This window comes from Streptomyces sp. NPDC001904, from assembly GCF_040297005.1.
In the GTDB taxonomy this organism is placed as follows: Bacteria; Actinomycetota; Actinomycetes; order Streptomycetales; family Streptomycetaceae; genus Streptomyces.
The window spans coordinates 436,101-456,594 of the sequence record NZ_JBEOYI010000002.1; the positions used below are offsets into that span (position 1 = coordinate 436,101).

Annotated in this window: 20 protein-coding genes and 1 pseudogene; 9 read left to right on the forward strand and 12 right to left on the reverse strand. The window is 71.0% G+C overall.

All coding sequences use genetic code 11. The features are described from left to right. Positions 1–216: 216 nt before the first annotated feature. On the forward strand, positions 217–2,376 hold the full coding sequence (locus ABT127_RS04480) for a DHA2 family efflux MFS transporter permease subunit (protein ID WP_351444440.1): 2,160 nt from the start codon (positions 217–219) through the stop codon (positions 2,374–2,376). Positions 2,377–2,391: 15 nt separating this feature from the next. Here the strand turns inward: ABT127_RS04480 and ABT127_RS04485 are convergent, their stop codons facing one another. Beyond that, a complete protein-coding gene (locus ABT127_RS04485; RefSeq protein WP_351444441.1) occupies positions 2,392–2,889 on the reverse strand; it encodes a GNAT family N-acetyltransferase in 498 nt (165 codons plus the stop codon). Between the two features lie 147 nt (positions 2,890–3,036). Between ABT127_RS04485 and ABT127_RS04490 the strand changes: the two genes are divergently transcribed. Next, positions 3,037–3,735 (forward strand): hypothetical protein, encoded by a 699-nt coding sequence (locus ABT127_RS04490; RefSeq protein ID WP_351444442.1) that lies wholly within the window; start codon positions 3,037–3,039, stop codon positions 3,733–3,735. Between the two features lie 18 nt (positions 3,736–3,753). Further along, complete coding sequence (locus tag ABT127_RS04495; RefSeq protein WP_351444443.1) at positions 3,754–4,542, forward strand: hypothetical protein; 789 nt, start codon at positions 3,754–3,756, stop codon at positions 4,540–4,542. Positions 4,543–4,602: 60 nt separating this feature from the next. On the opposite strand, the gene ABT127_RS04500 is transcribed toward ABT127_RS04495, so the two are convergent. From ABT127_RS04500 to ABT127_RS04515, 4 genes and pseudogenes are all read right to left on the reverse strand, one after another. Beyond that, on the reverse strand, positions 4,603–5,112 hold the full coding sequence (locus tag ABT127_RS04500) for a hypothetical protein (protein ID WP_351444444.1): 510 nt from the start codon (positions 5,110–5,112) through the stop codon (positions 4,603–4,605). Positions 5,113–5,326: 214 nt separating this feature from the next. Further along, positions 5,327–5,644 (reverse strand): antibiotic biosynthesis monooxygenase family protein, encoded by a 318-nt coding sequence (locus ABT127_RS04505; protein ID WP_351444445.1) that lies wholly within the window; start codon positions 5,642–5,644, stop codon positions 5,327–5,329. A gap of 31 nt (positions 5,645–5,675) precedes the next feature. Next, the gene (locus tag ABT127_RS04510; protein WP_351444633.1) at positions 5,676–5,987 is read right to left on the reverse strand and encodes a DUF6188 family protein; all 312 of its coding nucleotides are present in this window, start codon (positions 5,985–5,987) and stop codon (positions 5,676–5,678) included. Beyond that, positions 5,970–6,377 (reverse strand): annotated as a pseudogene (locus tag ABT127_RS04515) (DnaJ family domain-containing protein); the annotation flags it as partial. The pseudogene ABT127_RS04515 and the gene ABT127_RS04510, both read right to left, overlap by 18 nt. Before the next feature lie 100 nt (positions 6,378–6,477). On the opposite strand from ABT127_RS04515, the gene ABT127_RS04520 reads away from it, so the two are divergent. Further along, positions 6,478–6,885, forward strand: a complete 408-nt coding sequence (locus ABT127_RS04520; RefSeq protein ID WP_351444635.1) for a hypothetical protein — start codon at positions 6,478–6,480, stop codon at positions 6,883–6,885. Between the two features lie 167 nt (positions 6,886–7,052). Beyond that, positions 7,053–8,225, forward strand: coding sequence for a hypothetical protein (locus tag ABT127_RS04525; RefSeq protein WP_351444446.1), 1,173 nt, complete (start codon positions 7,053–7,055; stop codon positions 8,223–8,225). Between the two features lie 7 nt (positions 8,226–8,232). Here the strand turns inward: ABT127_RS04525 and ABT127_RS04530 are convergent, their stop codons facing one another. Together ABT127_RS04530 and ABT127_RS04535 are read right to left on the reverse strand one after the other, a co-directional pair. Beyond that, positions 8,233–8,907, reverse strand: coding sequence for an O-methyltransferase (locus tag ABT127_RS04530; RefSeq protein ID WP_351444447.1), 675 nt, complete (start codon positions 8,905–8,907; stop codon positions 8,233–8,235). Positions 8,908–9,288: 381 nt separating this feature from the next. After that, positions 9,289–10,683, reverse strand: a complete 1,395-nt coding sequence (locus ABT127_RS04535) for an MFS transporter (RefSeq protein ID WP_502971629.1) — start codon at positions 10,681–10,683, stop codon at positions 9,289–9,291. Between the two features lie 381 nt (positions 10,684–11,064). Here ABT127_RS04535 and ABT127_RS04540 point away from each other — a divergent pair, with 381 nt between their 5' ends. After that, on the forward strand, positions 11,065–13,125 hold the full coding sequence (locus ABT127_RS04540) for a bifunctional glycosyltransferase 87/phosphatase PAP2 family protein (RefSeq protein WP_502971630.1): 2,061 nt from the start codon (positions 11,065–11,067) through the stop codon (positions 13,123–13,125). Here ABT127_RS04540 and ABT127_RS04545 read toward each other — a convergent pair. Then, entirely contained in the window at positions 13,117–13,596 is a 480-nt protein-coding gene (locus ABT127_RS04545) for a hypothetical protein (protein ID WP_351444450.1), read from the reverse strand. The two genes, ABT127_RS04540 and ABT127_RS04545, sit on opposite strands and share 9 nt — an antisense overlap. 386 nt (positions 13,597–13,982) lie before the next feature. On the opposite strand from ABT127_RS04545, the gene ABT127_RS04550 reads away from it, so the two are divergent. Next, the gene (locus tag ABT127_RS04550) at positions 13,983–15,143 is read left to right on the forward strand and encodes a hypothetical protein (RefSeq protein WP_351444451.1); all 1,161 of its coding nucleotides are present in this window, start codon (positions 13,983–13,985) and stop codon (positions 15,141–15,143) included. Here ABT127_RS04550 and ABT127_RS04555 read toward each other — a convergent pair. Beyond that, positions 15,047–15,502 (reverse strand): ATP-binding protein, encoded by a 456-nt coding sequence (locus ABT127_RS04555; RefSeq protein ID WP_351444452.1) that lies wholly within the window; start codon positions 15,500–15,502, stop codon positions 15,047–15,049. The two genes, ABT127_RS04550 and ABT127_RS04555, sit on opposite strands and share 97 nt — an antisense overlap. 86 nt (positions 15,503–15,588) lie before the next feature. On the opposite strand from ABT127_RS04555, the gene ABT127_RS04560 reads away from it, so the two are divergent. Together ABT127_RS04560 and ABT127_RS04565 are read left to right on the forward strand one after the other, a co-directional pair. After that, a complete protein-coding gene (locus ABT127_RS04560; RefSeq protein WP_351444454.1) occupies positions 15,589–16,422 on the forward strand; it encodes a helix-turn-helix domain-containing protein in 834 nt (277 codons plus the stop codon). Next, complete coding sequence (locus ABT127_RS04565; RefSeq protein WP_351444455.1) at positions 16,400–16,654, forward strand: DUF397 domain-containing protein; 255 nt, start codon at positions 16,400–16,402, stop codon at positions 16,652–16,654. Before ABT127_RS04560 ends, ABT127_RS04565 begins: the two co-directional genes overlap by 23 nt. Here ABT127_RS04565 and ABT127_RS04570 read toward each other — a convergent pair. The 3 genes from ABT127_RS04570 to ABT127_RS04580 form a co-directional block, all read right to left on the reverse strand. Continuing rightward, positions 16,639–17,853: a PucR family transcriptional regulator gene (locus ABT127_RS04570; RefSeq protein ID WP_351444456.1), complete on the reverse strand. Its 1,215-nt coding sequence runs from the start codon at positions 17,851–17,853 to the stop codon at positions 16,639–16,641. The genes ABT127_RS04565 and ABT127_RS04570 overlap by 16 nt on opposite strands. Positions 17,854–18,056: 203 nt before the next feature. Further along, on the reverse strand, positions 18,057–19,667 hold the full coding sequence (locus ABT127_RS04575; RefSeq protein ID WP_351444458.1) for a DUF6801 domain-containing protein: 1,611 nt from the start codon (positions 19,665–19,667) through the stop codon (positions 18,057–18,059). Positions 19,668–19,682: 15 nt separating this feature from the next. After that, complete coding sequence (locus ABT127_RS04580; protein WP_351444460.1) at positions 19,683–20,285, reverse strand: hypothetical protein; 603 nt, start codon at positions 20,283–20,285, stop codon at positions 19,683–19,685. Between the last annotated feature and the right edge of the window lie 209 nt (positions 20,286–20,494).

A 20,494-nucleotide genomic window follows, 5' to 3' on the forward strand; every position in this document is an offset into this window, starting at 1 on the left:
CCCTCCCCCGAGAGCTGAGCGCATTATGCAGACCCCGGGGGCCCGGTGCAGCGCCCGCCCCCGGCGGAACGGGGCGGCCCGCGCCGGGCCGGTGCCGTCCGTGACGGGCTGCCACGCACCGGAAGCGTCTCCAACAGGCCAAACCACCCCACACCGACCAGGATGGAGGTACCAAGCCCCCGGCCGGCCGGCGTCGGGGAGCGCTGGGAGGTGGCGATGAGCACCCCGGAGACGGAGCACCCGGAGAGGGAGCACCCGGAGAGCGAGAACCCGGAGAGCGGGAACCCGGAGACGGACGGCGGCGGCGCGGGAGACGGCGCGACGCGGATCGGCGGCGGCAGCCGCACCCACGAGACGGCACCCACGGACTCGGCCAAGAGCAGCAGCGTGCTCATCTCCATCGGCGCCCTGCTCCTCGGCATGCTGCTCGCCGCGCTCGACCAGACCATCGTGGCCACGGCGCTGCCGACGATCGTGAGCGACCTCGGCGGCCTGGAGCACCTGTCGTGGGTCGTGACCGCCTATCTGCTCGCCTCGACGGCCGCGACCCCGCTCTGGGGCAAGCTGGGCGACCTCTACGGGCGCAAGAAGCTCTTCCAGATCGCGATCGTGATCTTCCTCGTCGGCTCCGCGCTGTGCGGCATGGCGCAGAACATGGCCGAGCTGATCGGCTTCCGTGCCCTGCAGGGACTCGGCGGCGGCGGGCTCATGGTGCTCTCCATGGCGATCGTCGGCGACATCGTGCCGCCGCGCGAACGGGGCAAGTACCAGGGGCTGTTCGGCGCCGTCTTCGGTGCGACCAGTGTCCTCGGCCCGCTGCTCGGCGGGCTGTTCACCGAGCACCTGAGCTGGCGCTGGGTCTTCTACGTGAACCTGCCGCTCGGCGTCGTCGCGCTCGTCGTGATCGCCGCCGCCCTGCACATCCCGGTCCGCTCCACCAAGCACCGCATCGACTACCTCGGCACCCTCCTCATCGCGTCCGTGGCGACCTGTCTGGTCCTCGTGGCGTCGCTCGGCGGCACCACCTGGGCCTGGGGCTCCGCCCAGATCATCGGGCTCGCGGTGCTCGGCGTCCTGCTCGCCGTCGCCTTCGTGTTCACCGAGTTCCGGGCCGCGGAACCGGTGCTGCCGATGAAACTGTTCCGCGTCCGCACCTTCACCCTCTGCGCCGTCATCAGCTTCGTCATCGGCTTCGCGATGTTCGGCGCGATGACGTACCTGCCGACGTTCCTCCAGGTCGTGCACGGGGTCTCGCCGACCATGTCCGGCGTGCACATGCTGCCGATGGTGGCCGGTGTGCTGATCGCGTCGACGGGCTCCGGGCAGATCGTCAGCCGCACCGGACGCTGGAAGGTGTTCCCGGTCGTGGGCACCGCCGTCACCGCGCTCGGCCTGCTCCTCCTGCACAATCTCACCGAGACCAGCTCCGCCTGGGAGATGAGCGGCTACTTCTTCGTCTTCGGCTTCGGGCTCGGCCTCGTCATGCAGGTCCTCGTGCTCATCGTGCAGAACGCCGTCCCGTACGAGGATCTGGGCGTCGCCACCTCCGGTGCCACCTTCTTCCGCTCCATCGGCGCCTCCTTCGGCGTCGCGATCTTCGGCACGATCTTCGCCAACCGGCTGACGGACAGGCTGAGTTCGGCGCTGGCCGGGCAGCAGCTGCCGCCCGGTGCCTCGCCGGACTCGCTCGGTGCGGACCCGCGCGGCATCGCCGGGCTCCCGGCCGCGCTCCAGCCCGCCGTGCTGCACGCGTACGCCACGTCGATCACCGACGTCTTCCTCTACGCGGTCCCGATCGTGCTGGTCGCCTTCGCCCTCGCCTGGTTCCTGCGCGAGGACCCGCTGCGCGGCTCGGTCACCGCGCCCGACGCGACCCAGACCCTCGCCTCCAACCCGGTGGAACGGTCGTCGTACGACGAGTGCGCGCGGGCCCTGTCCGTGCTCGGTACGCGCGAGGGGCGCCGCGAGATCTACGAGAAGATCACCGCGAGGGCGGGCTACGACCTGCTGCCCGCGGCCAGTTGGCTCGTCCTGCGCATCAACCGCTACGGGTGGGCCGAACCCTCCGCCCTCGCCGAACGCAGCGCCGTGCCGCTGCCCGTGATCCTTCAGGCGGCGCGTCAGGTGGAGGAGCGCCACCTCGCCGTCCGCGAGGGCCTCGACCTGGTCCTGACGGAAGAGGGCCGCACGGTCGCCACCCGCCTCGGCGCGGCCCGCGAGGAGTCCCTGGCGGACCTGCTGGGCGACTGGTGGGACGACGAACGCCCCACGGACCTCATCCAGTTGGTGTCCGAGCTCAACGCCGAGATGTGCGGCTCGGACGCCGAACGCCCGCACGACGGCGCCGCACGGACCGCCGCCACGGCAGCTTCCTGACGCAGCGGACCGCCGCTACGACAACGTCTTCACGAACCAGTGCTCGGCGTAGACGTCGTCGTTGAACGGCTCGGTCTCCGCGTAACCGAGCCGCGCGTACAGCGCCCGCGCCTCCGTCAGGTCCGAGCGCGTGTCGAGCCGGAGGCGCGCGGCGCCGAGCGCCCGGGCCGCGTCCTCGGCGGCGCCCACCAGCAGGGCCGCGCCGCCCTTCCCTCGCAGCTCCTGGCGTACGTACACGCGGGTCAGCTCGGCCGTGCCGGTGTCGGCGAGCCGCACCCCCGCGGTGCCGGCCGGGTCACCCTCGTACCGCGCGACGAGCAACTGGCCTGTGGGTGGGGCGAGTTGTGAGCCGTTCTCGGCGGCGATCCCGCGCTCCAGCTCCGCCGGGTCGGTCCTGCGGCCCTCGTGCAGCAGGTACCAGCGGTCGCTGACCTCGGTGTAGTACGCGCGCCAGAGCGCGGCGGCGGCCGGGGAGCCGTACGGCTCGGGGGTGATGGTCCAGGCGTTGCGCATGGCGCATTGTGGGGCCGCCGGGGCGGGCGACCGCAACCCAATTCGGCGCGTGTGCGAGGCGATCTGTTTGGAGGCGTCAGGGGCGGCAACTCGGTGCGGGACGGATTCCGATACCGAGACTGACAGTGGGAAGGTCGGGAGACATTCATGTCGACAGGCGTGATCATCGCTCTGATAGTGGTGGGGGTCGTGGTCGTCGCCGCGGCGGGGATCTTCGCCGCGCGCACCAAGTCCCCGGGCGGACACGGCCTCAAGCGCCGGTTCGGCCCCGAGTACGACCGGGCGGTCGCCCGGCACGACGGCGACACCAAGGCCGCGGAGCAGGAGCTTGCCGAGCGGGTGAAGCAGCACGGTTCGCTGCGGGAGCAGCCGCTGGAGCCTGCCGCCCGTGAGCGGTACCTGACGCGCTGGGCCGAGGCCCAGGAGCGTTTCGTCGAGTCTCCCGCCGACGCGGTCGTCGAGGCCGACCAGCTCCTGGCCGACCTCGCCAAGGACCGCGGCTTCCCCGACGGCGCCGGCTACGACGAGCAGTTCGCCGCGCTCTCCGTGCACCACGGCCCGCACGTCCACGGCTACCACCGGGTGCACCACGCGGCGCAGTCCCGGCCGGGCGGCGCCGAGGAGAGCCGCGCCGGTACGGAGGAGCTGCGCACGGCGATGGTCGAGGCGCGGGCCCTGTTCGACGTCCTGCTCGGCACGGAGCGCGCTGAGCGCACGGAGCGCACGGAGCGTACTGCGCGCCGGACGCCCGGCACCGACACGGACACCGCTGCGGCCGCCGACACCGCAGAGCCGCACAAGCAGAGCCGGGGTGGCCTCAAGGGCCGCCTGGCGAAGGGCAATTGAGGGGAGCCGAGGAACACGATGACGGACATCGAGCGCGACCGACAGAAGCGACAGGACAGCCTGCAGCACGACCCGGACGTGAAGCGGGACGAGACCGTCGCCCCGAACCAGGACCCGACCCGTGCCACGGACAGGGCCGACGACCGTGACCTCACCCGGGACACGGCCCTGGGCACGCCCAGGAGCACAAGTGCGGGTACGGGTACGGGTGCAGGGACGAGTACGGCCAAGGGCACCGGCACGGGCGGCGCGGGCATCCCGACGGACGCGGACATCGCACCCGGCACGGGCACCGACACCACCCGCCCCGCGGGCGCCACGACCACCCGTCCCACGGGCACCGACAAGAAGCCCGGCGACACCGCCCTGAGCACGCCCGCACCGGGCCGCGACAAGACGCCCGGACGGACGGCCGCCGAGGAGCCGGGCGCGCTCGGCGCCGGGACCGAGGGCCACAAGCACGGCGCACACCGCCGGGACCACGGCAGCGACAACGTCCACGGCACCGGAAACGGCACCGGCAACGGCCACGGCGCGACGAACGCGCGCCTCGTCCCGACCGGCACCCACGACGAGCTGACCGACCGGCTGCGCCAGGCGGTCACCGGCTTCGTCGACCAGCCCCGCGCGTCCGTCGAGGAGGCCGACCACGTCCTGGAGGACCTGACGGCCCGCCTCACCGAGACCCTCGCCGGTCACCACCGGACCCTGCGGACGTCCTGGCAGGACTCCGCGGACGACACGGAGCGGCTGCGGCTGGCGCTGCGCGACTACCGCGAGACGGCGGAGAAGCTGCTGAACCTCTGAGCGTTCCGGCAGCGCCGTGCCCGCGACCCTTCTCACCGGGTCGCGGGCACGGCGCTGTCGTCAGCAGCCGCCGCAGTTGTAGTACGTCACGTCCCAGTGGTTGCCCTCGTCGGCGTAGATGTTGCCGGAGGCCGCCTTGTACTGCGGGGCGCCGTCGCCGCGCAGGCCGATGTAGGAGAAGTTGTTCTTGATGTAGTTCGTGAGGCAGGTGCTCTTGGCGAAGTCGAGCTTGTAGCCGTTCCAGTGCGAGTACGTGCCGCTCGCGTGGCCGGTCTCGGTGCCGCCGGTGATGTTCAGCGCGCAGCCGCTGGCCGACTTGAGGGTCTGGGCGCCCTGCGCGGTGGCCAGGTTGAGCTGGTCGAACGACGTACAGGTGGAGACGTTGCGGTTGGAACAGCCGCCGGACGACGACCAGGTGATGCCGACCGAGCTGAACATCGACGTGGCGGTCGCGTGCGTGATCTTGGAGACGGCGAAGGCGTCGGTCGAGGTCGTGAGAACACCGAAGCCGGGGGCGACGAGAGCGGCCGCGGAGAGCGCGAGCGCGGTGAGTGCGGAACGAACACGCATGGGAGGGGGGTCCTTCCTGCCGGTGCCGGGGCAAGTGATGGTGGGGGAACGTGCGGGGCGCCTGTGGTGCAGGTGGATCGGATCAGATCGTGCCAGGGTCTACGCGCGTACGGAAGAGCGCGGCAGAACCACGGGGCCGGGCGGCAGGACCCCGACACGCGTACGCCCCGCACCTCGTCCGGAGGTGCGGGGCGTACGCGTGTCGCCGGCGGGGCTACTCGCCCTTGGGCGCCGCCTGCTGCACGACCTCGAAGGACCACACCGACGAGCCGCTGGCGGCGGGCTTCGGGCGGTCGCCGCCGCCCTGGTGGGCCGACTTCATCGGGCCCTCCATCCAGGCCTGGAAGGACTCCTCGTCACGCCACCGCGTGTACACCAGGTAGTCGTCGGTGCCTTCGACGGGACGGAGGAGCTCGAACCATTCGAAGCCGTCGGAGTTCTCGACGGCGCCCGCGCGGGACGCGAAGCGCTTCTCGAGGGTCTCGCGCTGCTCGGCGGGGACGCTGAGGACGTTGATCTTGACGATGCTCATGTCCGCCATCCTGCCGCAGGCGGGATACGGATCAGGTGAGCGGGGCGCCGTGCTCGTCCGTGACGCTCCACGCCTCGGTGGCCGTCAGCCGTGACCCGTCGGAGAACTCGACGCTCAGCCGTCCGCCGGGGTGGACCACGGCCGCGACCGTCTCCGTGCCGAACAGGGCGAGCGCCGGGGCGACGTCCTGGGCGGCCGGGTCGAGCGGAGCCGTACCGAGGGTGGCGGGGGCCGTGACGACGATGCGGGCGCCCGTGTCCAGGACGAGGGTGAGGTGGGCGTCCACCTGCACCTGGCACACGGTGAGTCCGGCGACGGGCAGGCGGCGGCCCGCGCGGTCCAGGCGCCACTGCCGGACCACCTCGTCCACGTCGTACGGCTTCAGGCCGAGCGGCGGGCCGGGCGGCGGCTTGAACATCATGTCGCGGATCTTGTCGTTCAGCTCCGTGAGCACCCGGCGGACCGTGTGCTCGGACGGGGTCCTCGGGAAGGCCGCGAAGGCGTCCTCGACCTCTTTGCGCAGGGCCAGGGAGGGTGGCAGGACGGACAGGCCCTCGCGGGCCATCTTCCGTTTGATCCACCAGTTCTCGTCGTACGTGGTGGAGTCGTCGTCGGCTGAGAAGGGCTTGCCCGCGCCGGACAGCGCGGTGAATTCCCCGCGGCGCTCCGCTTCGCGGATCTGTTTGTCGACGAATGACTCGAAGCTGACGCCGGGTGGTTTGCGTTCGGTCATGAACACATTGTCCCGCAGGCGGCGCGGGACGGTGCGTGAGGCTTAGGATGCGGCCGCTACGGACATCCTTCGTGATGACGTGAACGGTGGGGGGAACGCGGTGCTGGAGCTGACCATGGCCACGGTGACCGGAGCCGAAGCGGGGGCCACGGCGGGGATGACGATGGCCGAATCGCCGAGCGAGCCGGGGGCCGTGCTGCGGGTGGGGCGGGACGGGAGCGTGTGCCGGCTGGTCACTCCCGAGGACTGGCTGTTCGTGTCGCGGGTGCACCTGGAGTTCCGGTGCGGGCCGCACGGCGAGTGGAGCGTGTTCTGGCTGCGCGGGTCGCAGGCCGATCCGTCGTCGGAGGTACGGGTGCGGTTCGAGACGCAGGCCGCGCACGAGCCCGGCCTGCCGCTGGCCTACGGCGGGATGACCCCACTGCCGCGCGACGGCTCGGGCGAGGTCGTCGTCCTCGACCGGAGCGGGCCCCGCAGCGTGCACGTCGGCTTCTACCACGAGGCGTAGGGGTCGCCTGTCCGGCGCCGTCCCCCTGAATCAGTACGGGAGCATGTCCATCATGACAGGTCAGCGGCGTTTTTCGTAGGACGGAAAGCACAGTTCGCGAACCTTGTCCGGTCCGGTCGGCGACTCCCAGAATCTCCCTCGTGAATCCACCCGGAGACAGGGGACGCATGGGGAAGTTCGATCACGACGCGGTACTGCGGGCGCGGGTGTTGCTGCTGGGGACGGGACGGCTCGGTCTGCTCGAAGAGGTGAACGCGTACCGGGTTCTGGCGGAGGTGAGCCCGAAGGCGTACCTCCCGAAGTTCGTCGGCGCGCTGCTGCTGATGAGTTACCGCACCCGGGATCCCGAGGTGAGTCTGCTGCTGACGGGTGAGGCCGTCGAGGCGGTGCGGAGGATCGAGGCCGGGACGCCGCGTCGGGAAGAGCGGTTCCGCGACGCGCTGGACGCCCACCAGCGGGCGCTGTTCGCCGTCGGGCGGCGGGACGAAGGGCGGGCGGTCTGCGAGGAGTTGGCCGGACGGGGGCGGAGCGAGCCGCTGGCCAGGGTCCTGTCCGAGGAGGGGCGCTTCGAGGAGGCGGCGGTGCTCCATGAGGCGGCGGCCCCCGGGGACCCGGCGGAGCAGCCCTTCTGGCGACTGGTCCCGTGGGCGGCGAACCTGGCGGGCGCCGGGCGGGACGACGCGGCAACATCCGTCTTCCGGCGGCTCGTTGACGGAACGCGGCGCGAGGCCGCCGAGCAGGTGTCGGCCCTTCCGGCGCTGGCCTGGGAGCTGGTCCACCTGGCGCGGATGTACCAGGCGGCCGGCCGGGGAGCGGAGGCGGCGGCCACCCGGAGCGAGGTCCTGGCCGTCCTGGAGGAGTTGGCCGGGGACGACGGGCCCCGGCACGGGATCTGGGACCTCGACCGGTGGGCCACCCTGTTCGTCCTGTCGGGGCGGGATGACGAGCCCGCGGCGAGCGCCGGGTCGCCACTCCTCCCGTTCGGTACCGACGTCGGCCGGGCGGGCGCCACGCGTGACGTCTTCCTCGGCGCGCTGCCGGAACTCCAGGAGCGGGCGCGGGCCCTGGACGAGGCCGGCCGTCTTCCCGAACTGGCCGACGTGCGGCGCAGGATCGGCGTCCGGCTGGTCCTGCGCCAGGGCAGTCACCCCTACCTGTTCGAGGAGAGGCTCGCGCCGCACTTCGACGAAGGAGTGGCTCTCGCCCGGCGGCTCCCCGGCGACCCCGTGCGCCTCGCGCGGGCCCTGACGGACCGCTCGGTGTTCCGGACCGCCATCGGGGTCTTCGGTCCCGCGCACGCGGACTTCGCCGAGGCCGCCGCGGTCCTCGCTGCCCATTAGGGCCTGGCTACTCCTGTACGTACGCCAGGGCGAAGCCGTCGTAGCCCTTGGCGCCCACCGTCTGGATCGCCGTCGCATCCAACTTGGGGTGGTCGGCGAGGAGTTGGAGGGCGGTGCGGGTGCCGATGACGTCCGGGTCGGTGTTGTCGGGGTCGGCGACCCGGCCGCCCCGCACCACGTTGTCGACGACGATGACACTGCCGGGGTGGGTCAGGCGCAGCGCCCACTCCAGGTAGTTCGGGTTGTTGGCCTTGTCCGCGTCGATGAAGACCAGGTCGAAGTCCCGTTCCTCGTCGACCAGTCGGGGGAGTGAGTCGAGGGCGGCGCCGACCCTGACCTCGACTGTCTTGTCCAGGCCCGCGCGGGTGAGGTTCGCGCGGGCCACCTCCGCGTGGTGGGGGCTGTACTCCAGGGTGATCAGGGTGCCGTCGGCGGGCAGGGCGCGGGCCAGCCAGATGGTGCTGTACGCGCCGAGCGTGCCGATCTCCAGGATGTGGCGGGCGCCCTGGATGCGGGCGATGAGGTGGAGGAGTTTTCCGTTGACGGCGGAGACTTGGATGCTGGGGAGGCCGGCCGCGTCGCTGTCCGCGAGGGCGGCGCCGAGGGCTTCGTCGGCGGGGGCCAGCAGGTCGCTCAGGTAGGCGTCGACCGAGGCCGAGGTTCCCGGGGGCGGTGTCGTCATACGGCCACCTTAGGGTGGCCCGTGCCTTCCGGTCCGCCCGTTCGTCCGCGGGCCGGTGGCCGCTTCTCGCGCAGTTCCCCGCGCCCCTGAGATGCGCACTTCGTGCGCCATCTCATCAAGAGAGGTGCGCCCCCTTGCAGAGGAGAGGCGCGCGAAGCACAGCCTCAAGGGGAGGCGGCGCGCAGCGCCCGCCTCAGGGGCGCGGGGAACTGCGCGAGAAGCGGCCCCGGCCCGCGGACGAAGAACGACCCAGGCGACCAGCCACGACGAAAGCCGCCGACGCGTCTGCTCGGTGGATGAGCAGACGCGTCCGCGGCTTTCGTCGTGGCTGAGCGCGCAGTTCCCCGCGCCCCTGGCGGGGCGCTCGGCAGCCGCGATGCGTCAGACGGCGGGCGGCGATCCGGGCAGCGGCCGGCCGGCCGTTTCGCGCATGCGCCAGGCCGCGATCCCGCCCACCAGCGCCGCCGCCATCATGTAGTAGGCCGGGATCATGAGGTTGCCGGTGCCCGCGATCAGCGCCGCCGCGATCAGCGGGGTCGTGCCGCCGAACAGGGAGACCGAGAGGTTGAAGCCCACCGAGAGGGAGCCGTAGCGGACCTTCGTCGGGAAGAGGGCCGGCAGCGTCGACGGCATCGAGGACGTGAAGCCGACCAGGAGCAGGCCCAGGCCGGCGAGGCCGAGGGCGATGGCCCAGGTCGAACCGGCCTGGATCAGCAGCAGCGCCGGGACCGACAGGAGCACGAAGCCGAGGCAGGCGCCGCCGATGACCTTGCGGTGGCCGAAGCGGTCGTTGGCCATGCCCATCGGCAGCTGCACCAGCATCATCAGCAGCATCACGCCGATGAGGACGACCGTGCCGTGGGTGGCGTCGTAGTGCAGCTCCTCGCTCAGGAACGTCGGCATGTAGGAGAGCAGCATGTAGTCGGTGACGTTGAAGACGAGGACCAGCGCGATGCAGGTGGCCATGGCGCCCGCGTTGCCGACGAACATCTCCTTGAGCTTCGGCTTCGGGAAGGACTTCTCCTTCGCCTCGGCCTCCTCCGCCAGCTTCTGGAAGGCGGGCGTCTCCTCCAGCTTCATGCGGACGTACAGGCCGACCAGGCCGATCGGACCGGCGACCAGGAACGGGATGCGCCAGCCCCAGCTGTAGAGCGAGTCGTCCGGCAGCGTCGTCATGAGGACCGTGGCGAGGGTGGCACCGGCGACGTAACCGGCGTTCGTGCCCAGCTCCAGGAACGAGCCGAAGAACCCGCGCCGCTTGTCCGGCGCGTACTCGGCGATGAAGGTGCACGCACCGCCGTACTCACCGCCGGTCGAGAAGCCCTGCACCATGCGCGCCACGATCAGCAGGACGGGCGCCCACACGCCGATGGTGGCGTAGGAGGGGATCAGGCCGATCGAGAGGGTGCCCGCCGCCATCATGATCATGGTGATGGCGAGGACGCGCTGACGGCCGATGCGGTCGCCGAGCGGCCCGAAGAAGGCGCCGCCGATCGGCCGCACCAGGAACGCGGCGGCGAACGTGCCGAGCGTGGACAGCACCTGCGCCGAGCTGGACGCCGTCGGGAAGAAGACGTGACCCAGGGTCGCGGTCAGGTAGCCGTAGACACCGAAGTCGAACCATTCCATCGCGTTGCCGAGGGCCGCGGCCTTGACCGCCCGCTTCACGAGCGTGGGGTCGGTGACCGTGACGTCCTGCTCGGCCTTCTTGCCGCGGCCCCGCGCCGGAGCGTGGAGCCTGCTGGGACTGTGTGCGATGGAAGCGGCGCTCGACAAGGTTCCGCTCGCCTGCCTTTCGTGGGGGACAACGGCAAGGCCGTCCACGCGTCAGCGGAACGGCCGAAAGCGACGATAGGGCGCATCGCGATCATTGCGCTGAGTGCCACATCCGCTACGCTCCGCACGTAAACCGCCTCCGGCCTGGGGAAACGCAGAGCGCCACGGACAGTTCGATCGGGCTGAACTGTGAGCTATGTCGCGGAACCGGATACGTGGAACGGGCAACTAAGTGGCGCGGGCCACCGTCTTCAATGGCATCTTCCGGTCAAATCCGGAGGGACGGACAGGTGAAGCAGGGGTTGCCTGCGTCTCACACCGAAGGGGGCACCGATGGAGGCGGTGTGAACCCTCCGACGATGGTGGGAGGTCGGGCAGCGCGTGGCGAATGTCGAGCACAGGAGGCCGGCGGGACCCGCGGGAGCGGTGACCGGGCGGACGAGTGTCCTGCGGGTGGGACTGTGGCTGATCGCCGCCGTCCTCGCGGCCCGTCAACTCGTGGCGGTCCTGAGCACCCCGCGCGGTGAGCGCCTCACCGATCTGGAGACCTGGATCGGCCCGCAGGGCGTGCTCCACGTCAAGGACTCCCTGTACGACACGCCCGACCGGTTCACCGGCACCCCGTTCTCCGGACTCGTCCTCAAGCCCTTCTCCCGCGCCGCCGAGCAGGCGCTCGGCTGGGGCTGGACCTTCGGCTCGCTCGCCCTCGTCGTGGTCCTCGGCCTGGTCGCGGCCCGCGCGCTGCCGCAGCCCGTCTCCCGCCGTACGTCGCTGCTCGCCGCGCCCGTCGCGATCAGCCTGCTGATGCTGTCGCTGCCGGTGCGCAACGCCTTCACCACCGGCCAGACCAGCATCATCCCGGTCCTCCTCGTCCTGCTCGGCTGCTTCACCGCGCGCGACGAGCGGGCCTCGGGCGTGCTCATCGGCGTCGCCGCCGCGCTCCAGCCGACGGTGCTGCTCTTCGTGCCGCTGCTGTGGTTCACCGGCCGCAGACGCGCGGCCGTCTCCTCCGCCGTCACCTTCGCCGCCGCCACCGCGCTGGCCTGGGCGGCGATGCCGCACGACTCGTGGACGTACTGGATCCACCACCTGGCCGGGGCCGGCCTCTCCACCAACCCTGCGGCCAACGCCAACCAGTCCCTGCACGGCATGCTGCTCCGCTTCGGCCTGGAAGGCCCGCTGGAGATCGCCCTCTTCGCGCTGCTGACCGTCGCCGTCGCCGTGCTCGGCCTGCGCCGCGCCGTCACCTACGCGCGCGACGGCCAGCTCCTGCTCGCCGTCGCCATCACCGGCTGCGTGGCCGTCGCCGTCTCCCCGACCACCTGGCAGCACCAGCTCCTGTGGGTGCTGCTCGCCGTCGTCGGCCGGGTCGGCAAGCGCGCCTCCGACCGCTACATGTGGCCCGTCCTCGTCGTCCTCGCGCTCACGCTCCCCGCGAAGATGATGCTGCCCGAGATGGCGTTCCTGGTGCCGGTCCGGGACAACATCGTGCTCATCGCCGCGCTCGCCGCCGCCTGCGTCGTCCCCTTCCTCTCCCGTACGTCACCGCTGTACGAGACCCCCGTCCCCACCGAGTACGCGGCGCCCGTGCCCGCCCGCTGGTCGTGGGTGCCGCTCGTCCCGGTCTGGCGCCGGGTCCTCGCCCGGCCCAACCTGATCCTGGAACTGCTCCTCATCCGCGTCGGCTACTCCGCGTACCAGCAGGTCCGCCTCGCCGCGACGGGCGGCACCATCTCCGGCGGCCGGGCCACGGCGGAGGCCCACGGCCATCAGATCCACTCGATCGAGCAGTTCCTGCACATCGACGTCGAGCACTGGGTCAACCACACGGTCTTCCACCAGGCGCCCTGGCTCACGGACTTCTTCAACTTCTACTACACGTCGTTCCACTTCGTGGTGCCGCTGAGCGTCCTCGCCGTCCTCTACGTGCGCCGCCCCGCCGACTACCGCTGGGCCCGCTCGGCCCTCGGCTTCGCCACCCTGCTCGCCCTCATCGGCTTCTGGGCGTACCCGCTCGCGCCGCCGCGCCTGATGCCGGGACTCGGTTTCATCGACACCGTCCACGGCGTCCAGGACTTCTCCAAGCCGAACTACGGCACGCTGACCCAGCTGACGAACCAGTACGCGGCGATGCCGTCGCTGCACTTCGGCTGGTCGCTGTGGTGCGGCGTCGTGATCGTGGTCCTGTCCCGCCGCTGGTGGATGAAGGCGTTCGGCCTCGTCCACCCGCTGTGCACGGTCTCCGCGATCGTCGCGACCGGCAACCACTGGGTGCTCGACGCGGTGGGCGGGGCGACGGTGGTCGGCCTCGGGTTCTTCCTGACGTACGCGCTTCAGGGGCCCCGGGCGCGGACCGTGACCGGCGAGGCGGTGAAGGCGGACGGCCCCGCCCAGGTGGTGGGCGGGGCCGCCGTGGCCGGGCGGGGTGTGGGGTCAGGTTGAGGGGGAGTCGGGCTCGGTCGGGTCGGCCAGGACGTCGTCGATGGTGGTGGCGGTGATGGCGCGGTCGAACCAGGTGGCCAGGGTGTCGGGGTCGGTGCAGCCGGTGATGGTGGCGCGGGCCTCGTCGGGGACGGCGATGCCACGGCGGTCGAGGATGCGCAGTATGTCCTCCACCCGGCCTTCGGCGCGGCCTTCGGCCCGCCCCTCCGCCCGGAGGTTCTGTGCGGTCTGGGAGCGGAAGGAGGAGAGGTCGACGGACACCAGGTTCCTCCAGAGATCTGCGGCCGGGAGGGCTCCCAGGCCAAGTTCGGTGAGTTCGGAGAAGACCATCGCCGTGTCCCGGTCGGCGGTCTTCAGCGCGGCACCCAGCACTTTGAGTATGGCACCGATGTGCGGGTCCTTGCCGTGCGTGACGGCCGACAGTACGGCGAGCGGAAGGTCGGCCGACGCCGCCTCCGGATCGGTGATCATCGGGACGTTGCCCGGCCCCAGCACCAGCGGCCGGACCGTGAGCGTCGCCCACTGCGGCGGTCCGATGTCGATCGGCCGCGCGGCCCAGCGTTCCGTGGCCCGGTCCTGGCAGGTGACGAGGAGGACGGGTGGCAGCCCGTACTTCGCGTACAGGTGCGCCGCGTAGTACGCCCACGTGCTCGGCTTGGCCCTGCCCGGCGCGCTCTGGGACTCGACGGCGAGGAGGTATCCGGAACCGTCGGCGGAGTCGAAGCGCAGGAGGCATGTGCTGTTGGCCTAGGCGTGCCGATCACTCTCACGGGTTGCCCTTGGCCATAGCTGACGGGTCGTCGGCGTGCCATCCTCGGCGGAGAGGGGTTTCTCGCTGACGCAGCACGGGGGCTGTCATGAAACGGGCACTCATCATGATCGTGGCGTTGGGGGCGGCGCTGGTCTGCTCCGACGCGGGTGCGGGTGCGGGTGCGGGTGCGGGCGGGGGCGGTGGTCGTGGGGGTGTTCCCAGACCCGCCCGGCACGTCGACGGGGCACCGCTTCCGGCCTCGGTCGAGGCCAGTTCCGCCCTCGGTCTGGCCGATGACAACACCGTCGTGGGGGCCGCGGTCGCCGAGGGCGAGGCGCAGTTCCCCGTCGTCTGGCGGTACGGGACGGATGCCGGTGTCCGGCCGCCCGTGATCGCGGGGCACTACGGCGGCGAGGCGGCCGCGATCGGGGCGGGCGGTGACGTGGCCGGTGAGTTCATGACGGAGGACCGCTTCACGGTGCCGGTGCGCTGGCGGCCCGGGGACGACGGCCTCGTCGAGATGGACACCCTGGGAGGCGCGTTCTCGCATGTGACGGCCATGAACGCGGGCGGGGTGGCAGCCGGCGTGGCGGACGCAGAGGACGGCGGGTTCCGTGCGGTCCGCTGGGACGGCTCCGGGGCGATCACCGACCTGGGCACCCTGCACGACGACGACGAGAGCGGCGCCTTGGGGATCAACGACGCGGGCGTGGTCGTCGGCCAGTCCGGTCAGAGCAGCCTCAGGGGCGCCGCCGTGCGCTGGGACCCCGACGGAACGGTGACCGAACTCCCGCTCCCCGCAGGGATGGAGACCGGCGCCGGGCGTGCCGTGAACCGGGCCGGGGTCATCGTCGGCGAGGCCGTGCCGGGCGACGAGCAGATCTCGACGGCGGACCCCGTGGGCGACGCCGTGCGCTGGGACGCCGACGGCACCGTCAGCCGCCTGCCCGTTCCCGGCGGTGGAACCGCTGTCGCCGCGGGCATCAACGACTCGGGCACCGTGGTCGGCGTCGCCCGCCGTCCCGGTGGCCCCGTGCGGCCCGTCCGCTGGTCGCCCGACGGCACCTGCACCGACCTGAACCTCCTCCCGGGCAGTGTCACCGGCGCCGCCCACGCCATCAACAACCGGGGTTACGCGGCTGGTGTGTCGATCGACGCCGAGGGCGACCATCACGCGGTGCTCTGGCATCCCGACGGCTCCGTCACCGCGCTCGACCGGCACTCGAACCACACCGTCTTGCCCTCGCCCCCGGCGTCGGGGCGCTGAACACCCCACTTCACCGCCACCGCCGCGACGATGGCCAGACCCCGGCCGTCTTCGGCGCAGGGGTCCGGCAACGCGGGCGCCGTTTGCGGAAGTTGCGGCCCGCCGTCGGTCACCTCCACGCGGACGTGACCGGTCTCCGCGTCGTGCAGCAGCCGTACCTCGGCGCGGGCGCCGGGCACGTGCCGTACGACGTTGGACAGCAGTTCCGTGACGCCCAGGGCCAGGTCGTCGGCGGTGTCCGGCGGCACCGTCCAGTCGGCGCACAGGCGGTGGACGATGCGGCGCACATGGCGGGCCGAGTGGGTGCCGACGGTGAGCCGCAGCGTGTAGACGTGCGGCTGCTCGGTTTGCTTGTTCACGGTACGAGCGTGGCGAAGCGTGACTACGCTGAGCAATCGACTGGATGCAACAGGCCCGTTCGTGGGCCGAGTTGAGGGGGCTGTGCATGGTCCATATCAACGTCCTCGACCCGGGCGCCTCGCCGCTCGACTACTACGGCTTCGAGCTGCGCCGACACCGGGAGGCCGCGGGGCTGACTCAGAAGCAGCTCGGGCAGATCGTCAATTACACCGGCTCCCTGGTGGGACAGATCGAGACCGCCCGGAAGCTGCCCACCCCGGAGTTCAGCGAGCGGTGTGATGCCGCGCTGGGTACCGATGGGTTGTTGTCGCGGCTGGTGGGGCTGGTGCTGCGGTCGCAGTTGCCGGTGTGGTTTCAGCAGGTGGCCGAGCTGGAGGTGCGGGCCGAGGAGATCTGTACGTTCCAGACGCACATGGTGCACGGGCTGTTGCAGACCCGGGCCTACGCGACCGCCGTCCTCGGCACCATGGACCGCGAGAACCTGGACGACCGCGCCGAGGTCCGTCTCGCCCGCCAGCGCATCCTGGAGAAGGAGCAGCCGCCCGTGCTCTGGGTCATCCTCGGAGAGGCGGCGCTGCTCCAGGAGGTCGGGGACGGCCCGGAGGTGATGCGCGGCCAACTCGCGCACTTGTTGGCGTACGAGGCGCATCCCTACGTCAATGTGCAGGTGCTGCCGTTCTCGGCGGGCGCGCACGCGGGACTGCAAGGGTCGTACAACCTGTACCGCTTCCCGACCGACCCGTCCATCGTCTACACCGAGGGCTACGGACAAGGGCATCCGACGGCCAACCCGACCACCGTCAAGGACTGTTCGCTCCGTTACGATCATTTGCAGGCGGCCGCTCTGTCCCTCGCGGACTCGGCGCGGCTGATCCGGCGGGTGATGGAGGAGCGTTATGGCGGGCATCCAGTGGCGTAAGTCGACCTACAGCGGCGACCAGGGCGGCGACTGTGTGGAGTGCGCGCCGCTCGGGGCCCTCGCCTGGGCCAAGTCCAGCTATAGCGGTGACCAGGGCGGCGAGTGCGTCGAGGTCGCCGCAACCCCCTGCGCCGCCGTCGCCGTCCGCGACTCCAAGGACCCGGCGGGCCCGCACGTCACGTTCTCGCCGGAGGCGTTCAGCGCGTTTGTGGCGGGTTACTCCGCGTCGTAGACGTTCTTGTCCCGCAGGTGCAGGGCGCGCAGCGCGGCCTCCAGAGCGAAGCGGTGCGTCGGGGCTTCGAGGCGGTCGCCGAAGTGGGCGTCGAGCTTGCGCAGCCGGTAGCGGACGGTCTGGGCGTGGACGCCGAGCGCGTCGCCGACCTGCTCGGCCGTGCCCCGGGTGGTCAGCCAGGCGTGCAGGGTCTCCACGAGACGGGCGCGGCGGGTGCCGGACGACTTGTCCAGCGGGGCCAGTTCGCGGGTGGCGATCTCCGTGACCAGCGCCGGGTCGGCGAGCAGCCACAGTGTCACCAAGTGGTCCGCGCAGTCCAGGACTTGCTCATCGGCAACGATGTCATCATCGACGAGCTGAAGCACCTGCCGCGCCCAGCGCAGCGAGTCGGCGGCCTGCTCGGTCGGCAGGGTCAGTCCGATCGTGTACGAGCTTCCGGGGGCGGCCGCCTCCAGCATCGCGCGGCGCTCCCGGGTGAGCGGGCCCGGGATCAGTAAGTGCGGCTGCGGGGCGCCGAGATCGGCGAGGACGTCGACGGCCAGACCTGGCTGGATGTGTTCGGCCGGCGTCCGCATCGCGATCATGGTCACTTCGGCGGGGAGCTGCCACCCGGTCTGCTCGCACAGGTTGTGGATGGTGGTGTGCCCCAACGGCGTTCCGGCGAGCAGCAGATGCAGTAACCGTCTTCGCACCACCTCGCCGGCCACTCCCGCTCGCGCCTGCACCTCCATGTACCCCTCGTGGGAGAGCGATTCGAGTTCGCCGATGTAGGCGAAGACGGCCTCCGCGAAGGTGAGGAGGAGGGTGGGGGAGAGGTCGAAGCGGCGGCCCAGGTCCTTCGCGCGGCGCAGCGCGACCCGCGCGCCGAGCCGGTAGGCGCCCTGGAGGGTGGCCAGGTCCCGGCCCTCGTACGCCTCCACCCGGCCGAACTTGCGGAGCAGTTCGTCGCGGGTCGCCGTGGAGGCGTTCGGATCGGCGACCCGGTCCACGAAGGCGTACAGGCTCTGCTCGACACCCTGCCGGATCGCCGCGCCACTCGGCCCGCTCAGCAGCGCCGCGTACTCGGGGAACGCGCGCGTCACCTCGACCCCGATCTCCTTGATGAGACCGGGGAGTTCGGGCCGCATGATGCGCGCGAACTCCCGGGGCAGGGGCCCCAGGGGGTCGTCGACATCCGTCGTGTGCGCGGGCAGGGGCATGGCCGCTTCCTCGCTTGTCCGAGCGCCGGGTGGGGGAGCCGGGCGGGACGACGACGCACGGGTGCGCTGCTGTCCCACCCGCCAGGTGCATACCAACTGGGTCCATGAAAATTAGAACAACTACTGTGCGTTGTACATCTGTTGCGCAGAGATTGATCGCTGTGTGGGGGATGTGGCTGAGAAGTGATGGGGCGGTGGGGTGGTCACGGGGTCTTGATCGGGGGGAGGGTGGGCATGGCCGGCGGGCAGCCGAAGCCGTATTCGGGAGCGCAGACCATCGCCTGGTTCATGGAGATCTGGTTGTCCGGTCCGCTGATGGCCGCGGTGAAGAGCGGGTTGAGGTTCTCGCCGCCGGTTCCGCAGCCGGTGAACTCAGGGATGGTGACCTTGCCGGTGAGGAGACCGCCAAAGAGGACGTTGGTGTAAGTACCGGACCCGTCGTCGTTGATGATGCCGCGCAGGGTGACCCGGAAGTCCTTCGTATGGCAGTTGGGGCCGACGGGCAGGGTGGTGCCGTTCACCTTGACCGACTTGATGCGCAGGGACTGCATGAACGTCACCGCGGCGAAGGCGTCGAAGGGCGCCTTCAGGTTTCCGGTGGAGATGCTGACCATCCCGGTCGTGAAAGCGACCTTCGCCGAGACCGGTACGAAGCCGAAGCTGAGGAACGTCGAATCGGCGTCCGGCAGACTCAGTTTCGCGATGGAGTCGTAGCGGCTGTACTGGTCCCCCGTGACCGGGTCCTGGACGCCGACAGCCTGGAAGGCGCCGGAGACGTTCATGAGCGCGGGCGACGCGGACGGATCGTTGATGATCATCGAGCCGTTCTGCTTGCGTACCGTGGCCAGGCCCGCGGCGTAGGCGCAGCCACCGAATCCGCCGCCTATGACCGGCTCGGCCTCAGCAGGTATGGGCGGGGGCGGGGCTTGGCTGATGTCAGGCTCACCGGTTGGCCTCGGCCCGCATGTGACCTCGTCCGCCTTCGGCTCGTCCTTGGGAGCGACGGTGACGCCGTCGCGGGACTCACCCTTTCCGTCGCCCGGTGTTGCAGACGAGGAGGGTGAGTCACCCGGTTCCGTCTCGTCCCCACCCGGCACGGCCACCCGGGCCAGCTGCGGCTCGGGGTCGCTCGGAGAGCAGGAGACGGTGACCGGCGCACCGGACGAGGGTGTCAGCGTCAGGGCGAGATCACCGGCGAACAATTCAATGTCGCCTGTGGAGTTGACCGTGATGGAGGAGACGTCCCCGGTGTACGGCAGGACCAGCTCTTCGCCGTCCGCGGGCATGGTGGCCCGAGCGTCCAGGCCGGACCACGTCGTCGTCGCCTTGTCCTCGTTCTGGCGGACCTCCACCGCGAGCGACGCCTCACTTGTCACATCCGCTCCCGATGGCAGGAGGCTGGCGAGTCCGGCGCGCGGCAGTGCGGCTTCCACTTGGACGGGGCCGGCCTGGATCGGCTGGCCCGTGACAGCCGTCGTCGGCAACTGGGTACTCACCTTGACGGTGGTGGTCAGCTTCGTCGCTGCCGTAGCGTCCGTTTCCGTCGTCGCGGGCAGGCTGCATTGGTAGCCCAACTCCACTGAGGAGGGGGGTTTTTCATCGGCTCGTGAACCAGAACCGGACAGCAGCCCGGCGACCAGTGCGGCCGAGGCGACCGACGCCACCCGCACCGAGCGCCGTGCACGCAGCCCGGTCCGCTTTCCGATCGCATTCATCCGGTCCTGCCTCCTGAAGTCGTGAGCTCTCACCCGGTGCCGTTCCGCTCCGGAAACACGCGCACGCCCGCCGCCGAGCGGAAGCTCGACGGCGGGCACAGCGCAGCTACCGGATCACGGGGAGGTGATCGTCTGCTGGGCGGTCATCACGTAGTTGCCCACGAAGTCGGCGTGCGAGCCGGCCGTGAACAGGCCGAGGCAGCTGGCACCGGCCTGCGCGGCGAGGGTTCCGCCACCGGTCACGTGCAGGGTCTTCGTGGTGTTCTCGTACCAGCCGGTGGTGGTGCCCGCGAAGGTCGCGTTGCAGCCGGTACCGGTGATGGTGGCGCTGATGTTGCTGATGTTGCCGTCGATGTGGTTCGCCGTGGTGCCCGTGGCGTTCACGTAGAAGGGGTTGGCGACCGTCGCGGTCGTGGTGACGGTGAACGGGATGCCCGCGACCGTGCAGGTGGTGAAGGACAGGCCGGTGATGGAGCCCAGCTTGGCCCCGGCCAGGCCGGACCCGGACTTCAGGGTGCCCGTCGCCTTCGACGACGCACAGCTGAGGGTCGCGGATCCCACCTTCATCGTGGGGGTGGTGGCGTTGGCCGTGAAGGCGCCGCCGGGCGTCACGGTGTACGTGGCCAGCGCGCCCGCCGAGGCCGACGAGACGGACAGGCCGAGGGCCGAGGCGAGCGCGGCTGTGGCGATGGCGGTGTTACGGGCGAATCTACGCACGGTGTTTCCTCCGCTTGAGTGAGGGTGAATTGGAGCGTGACCGTTACCCGGTGACGCGATCTTGTCGCACCGTCAGGCAACCCCGAGGGGCCGACCCTGGGGGCCAACCTGCGTCGCCTTCGAGACGGGACGTTACGAGCTGGTAACCCGAAGCCGCAATGGGAATGCGCCAGGTTCCTCGCACGGATCGGAATGCGCAGTTTTTCTTG

What these genes read in the sequence shown, in the direction of transcription:
- ABT127_RS04480 (WP_351444440.1), top strand. Translation starts at nt 217, where the DNA reads ATGAGCACCCCGGAGACGGAGCACCCGGAGAGGGAGCACCCGGAGAGC.
- ABT127_RS04485 (WP_351444441.1), bottom strand. Translation starts at nt 2,889, where the DNA reads ATGCGCAACGCCTGGACCATCACCCCCGAGCCGTACGGCTCCCCGGCC.
- ABT127_RS04490 (WP_351444442.1), top strand. Translation starts at nt 3,037, where the DNA reads ATGTCGACAGGCGTGATCATCGCTCTGATAGTGGTGGGGGTCGTGGTC.
- ABT127_RS04495 (WP_351444443.1), top strand. Translation starts at nt 3,754, where the DNA reads ATGACGGACATCGAGCGCGACCGACAGAAGCGACAGGACAGCCTGCAG.
- ABT127_RS04500 (WP_351444444.1), bottom strand. Translation starts at nt 5,112, where the DNA reads ATGCGTGTTCGTTCCGCACTCACCGCGCTCGCGCTCTCCGCGGCCGCT.
- ABT127_RS04505 (WP_351444445.1), bottom strand. Translation starts at nt 5,644, where the DNA reads ATGAGCATCGTCAAGATCAACGTCCTCAGCGTCCCCGCCGAGCAGCGC.
- ABT127_RS04525 (WP_351444446.1), top strand. Translation starts at nt 7,053, where the DNA reads ATGGGGAAGTTCGATCACGACGCGGTACTGCGGGCGCGGGTGTTGCTG.
- ABT127_RS04530 (WP_351444447.1), bottom strand. Translation starts at nt 8,907, where the DNA reads ATGACGACACCGCCCCCGGGAACCTCGGCCTCGGTCGACGCCTACCTG.
- ABT127_RS04545 (WP_351444450.1), bottom strand. Translation starts at nt 13,596, where the DNA reads ATGATCACCGATCCGGAGGCGGCGTCGGCCGACCTTCCGCTCGCCGTA.
- ABT127_RS04550 (WP_351444451.1), top strand. Translation starts at nt 13,983, where the DNA reads ATGAAACGGGCACTCATCATGATCGTGGCGTTGGGGGCGGCGCTGGTC.
- ABT127_RS04560 (WP_351444454.1), top strand. Translation starts at nt 15,589, where the DNA reads ATGGTCCATATCAACGTCCTCGACCCGGGCGCCTCGCCGCTCGACTAC.
- ABT127_RS04565 (WP_351444455.1), top strand. Translation starts at nt 16,400, where the DNA reads ATGGCGGGCATCCAGTGGCGTAAGTCGACCTACAGCGGCGACCAGGGC.
- ABT127_RS04570 (WP_351444456.1), bottom strand. Translation starts at nt 17,853, where the DNA reads ATGCCCCTGCCCGCGCACACGACGGATGTCGACGACCCCCTGGGGCCC.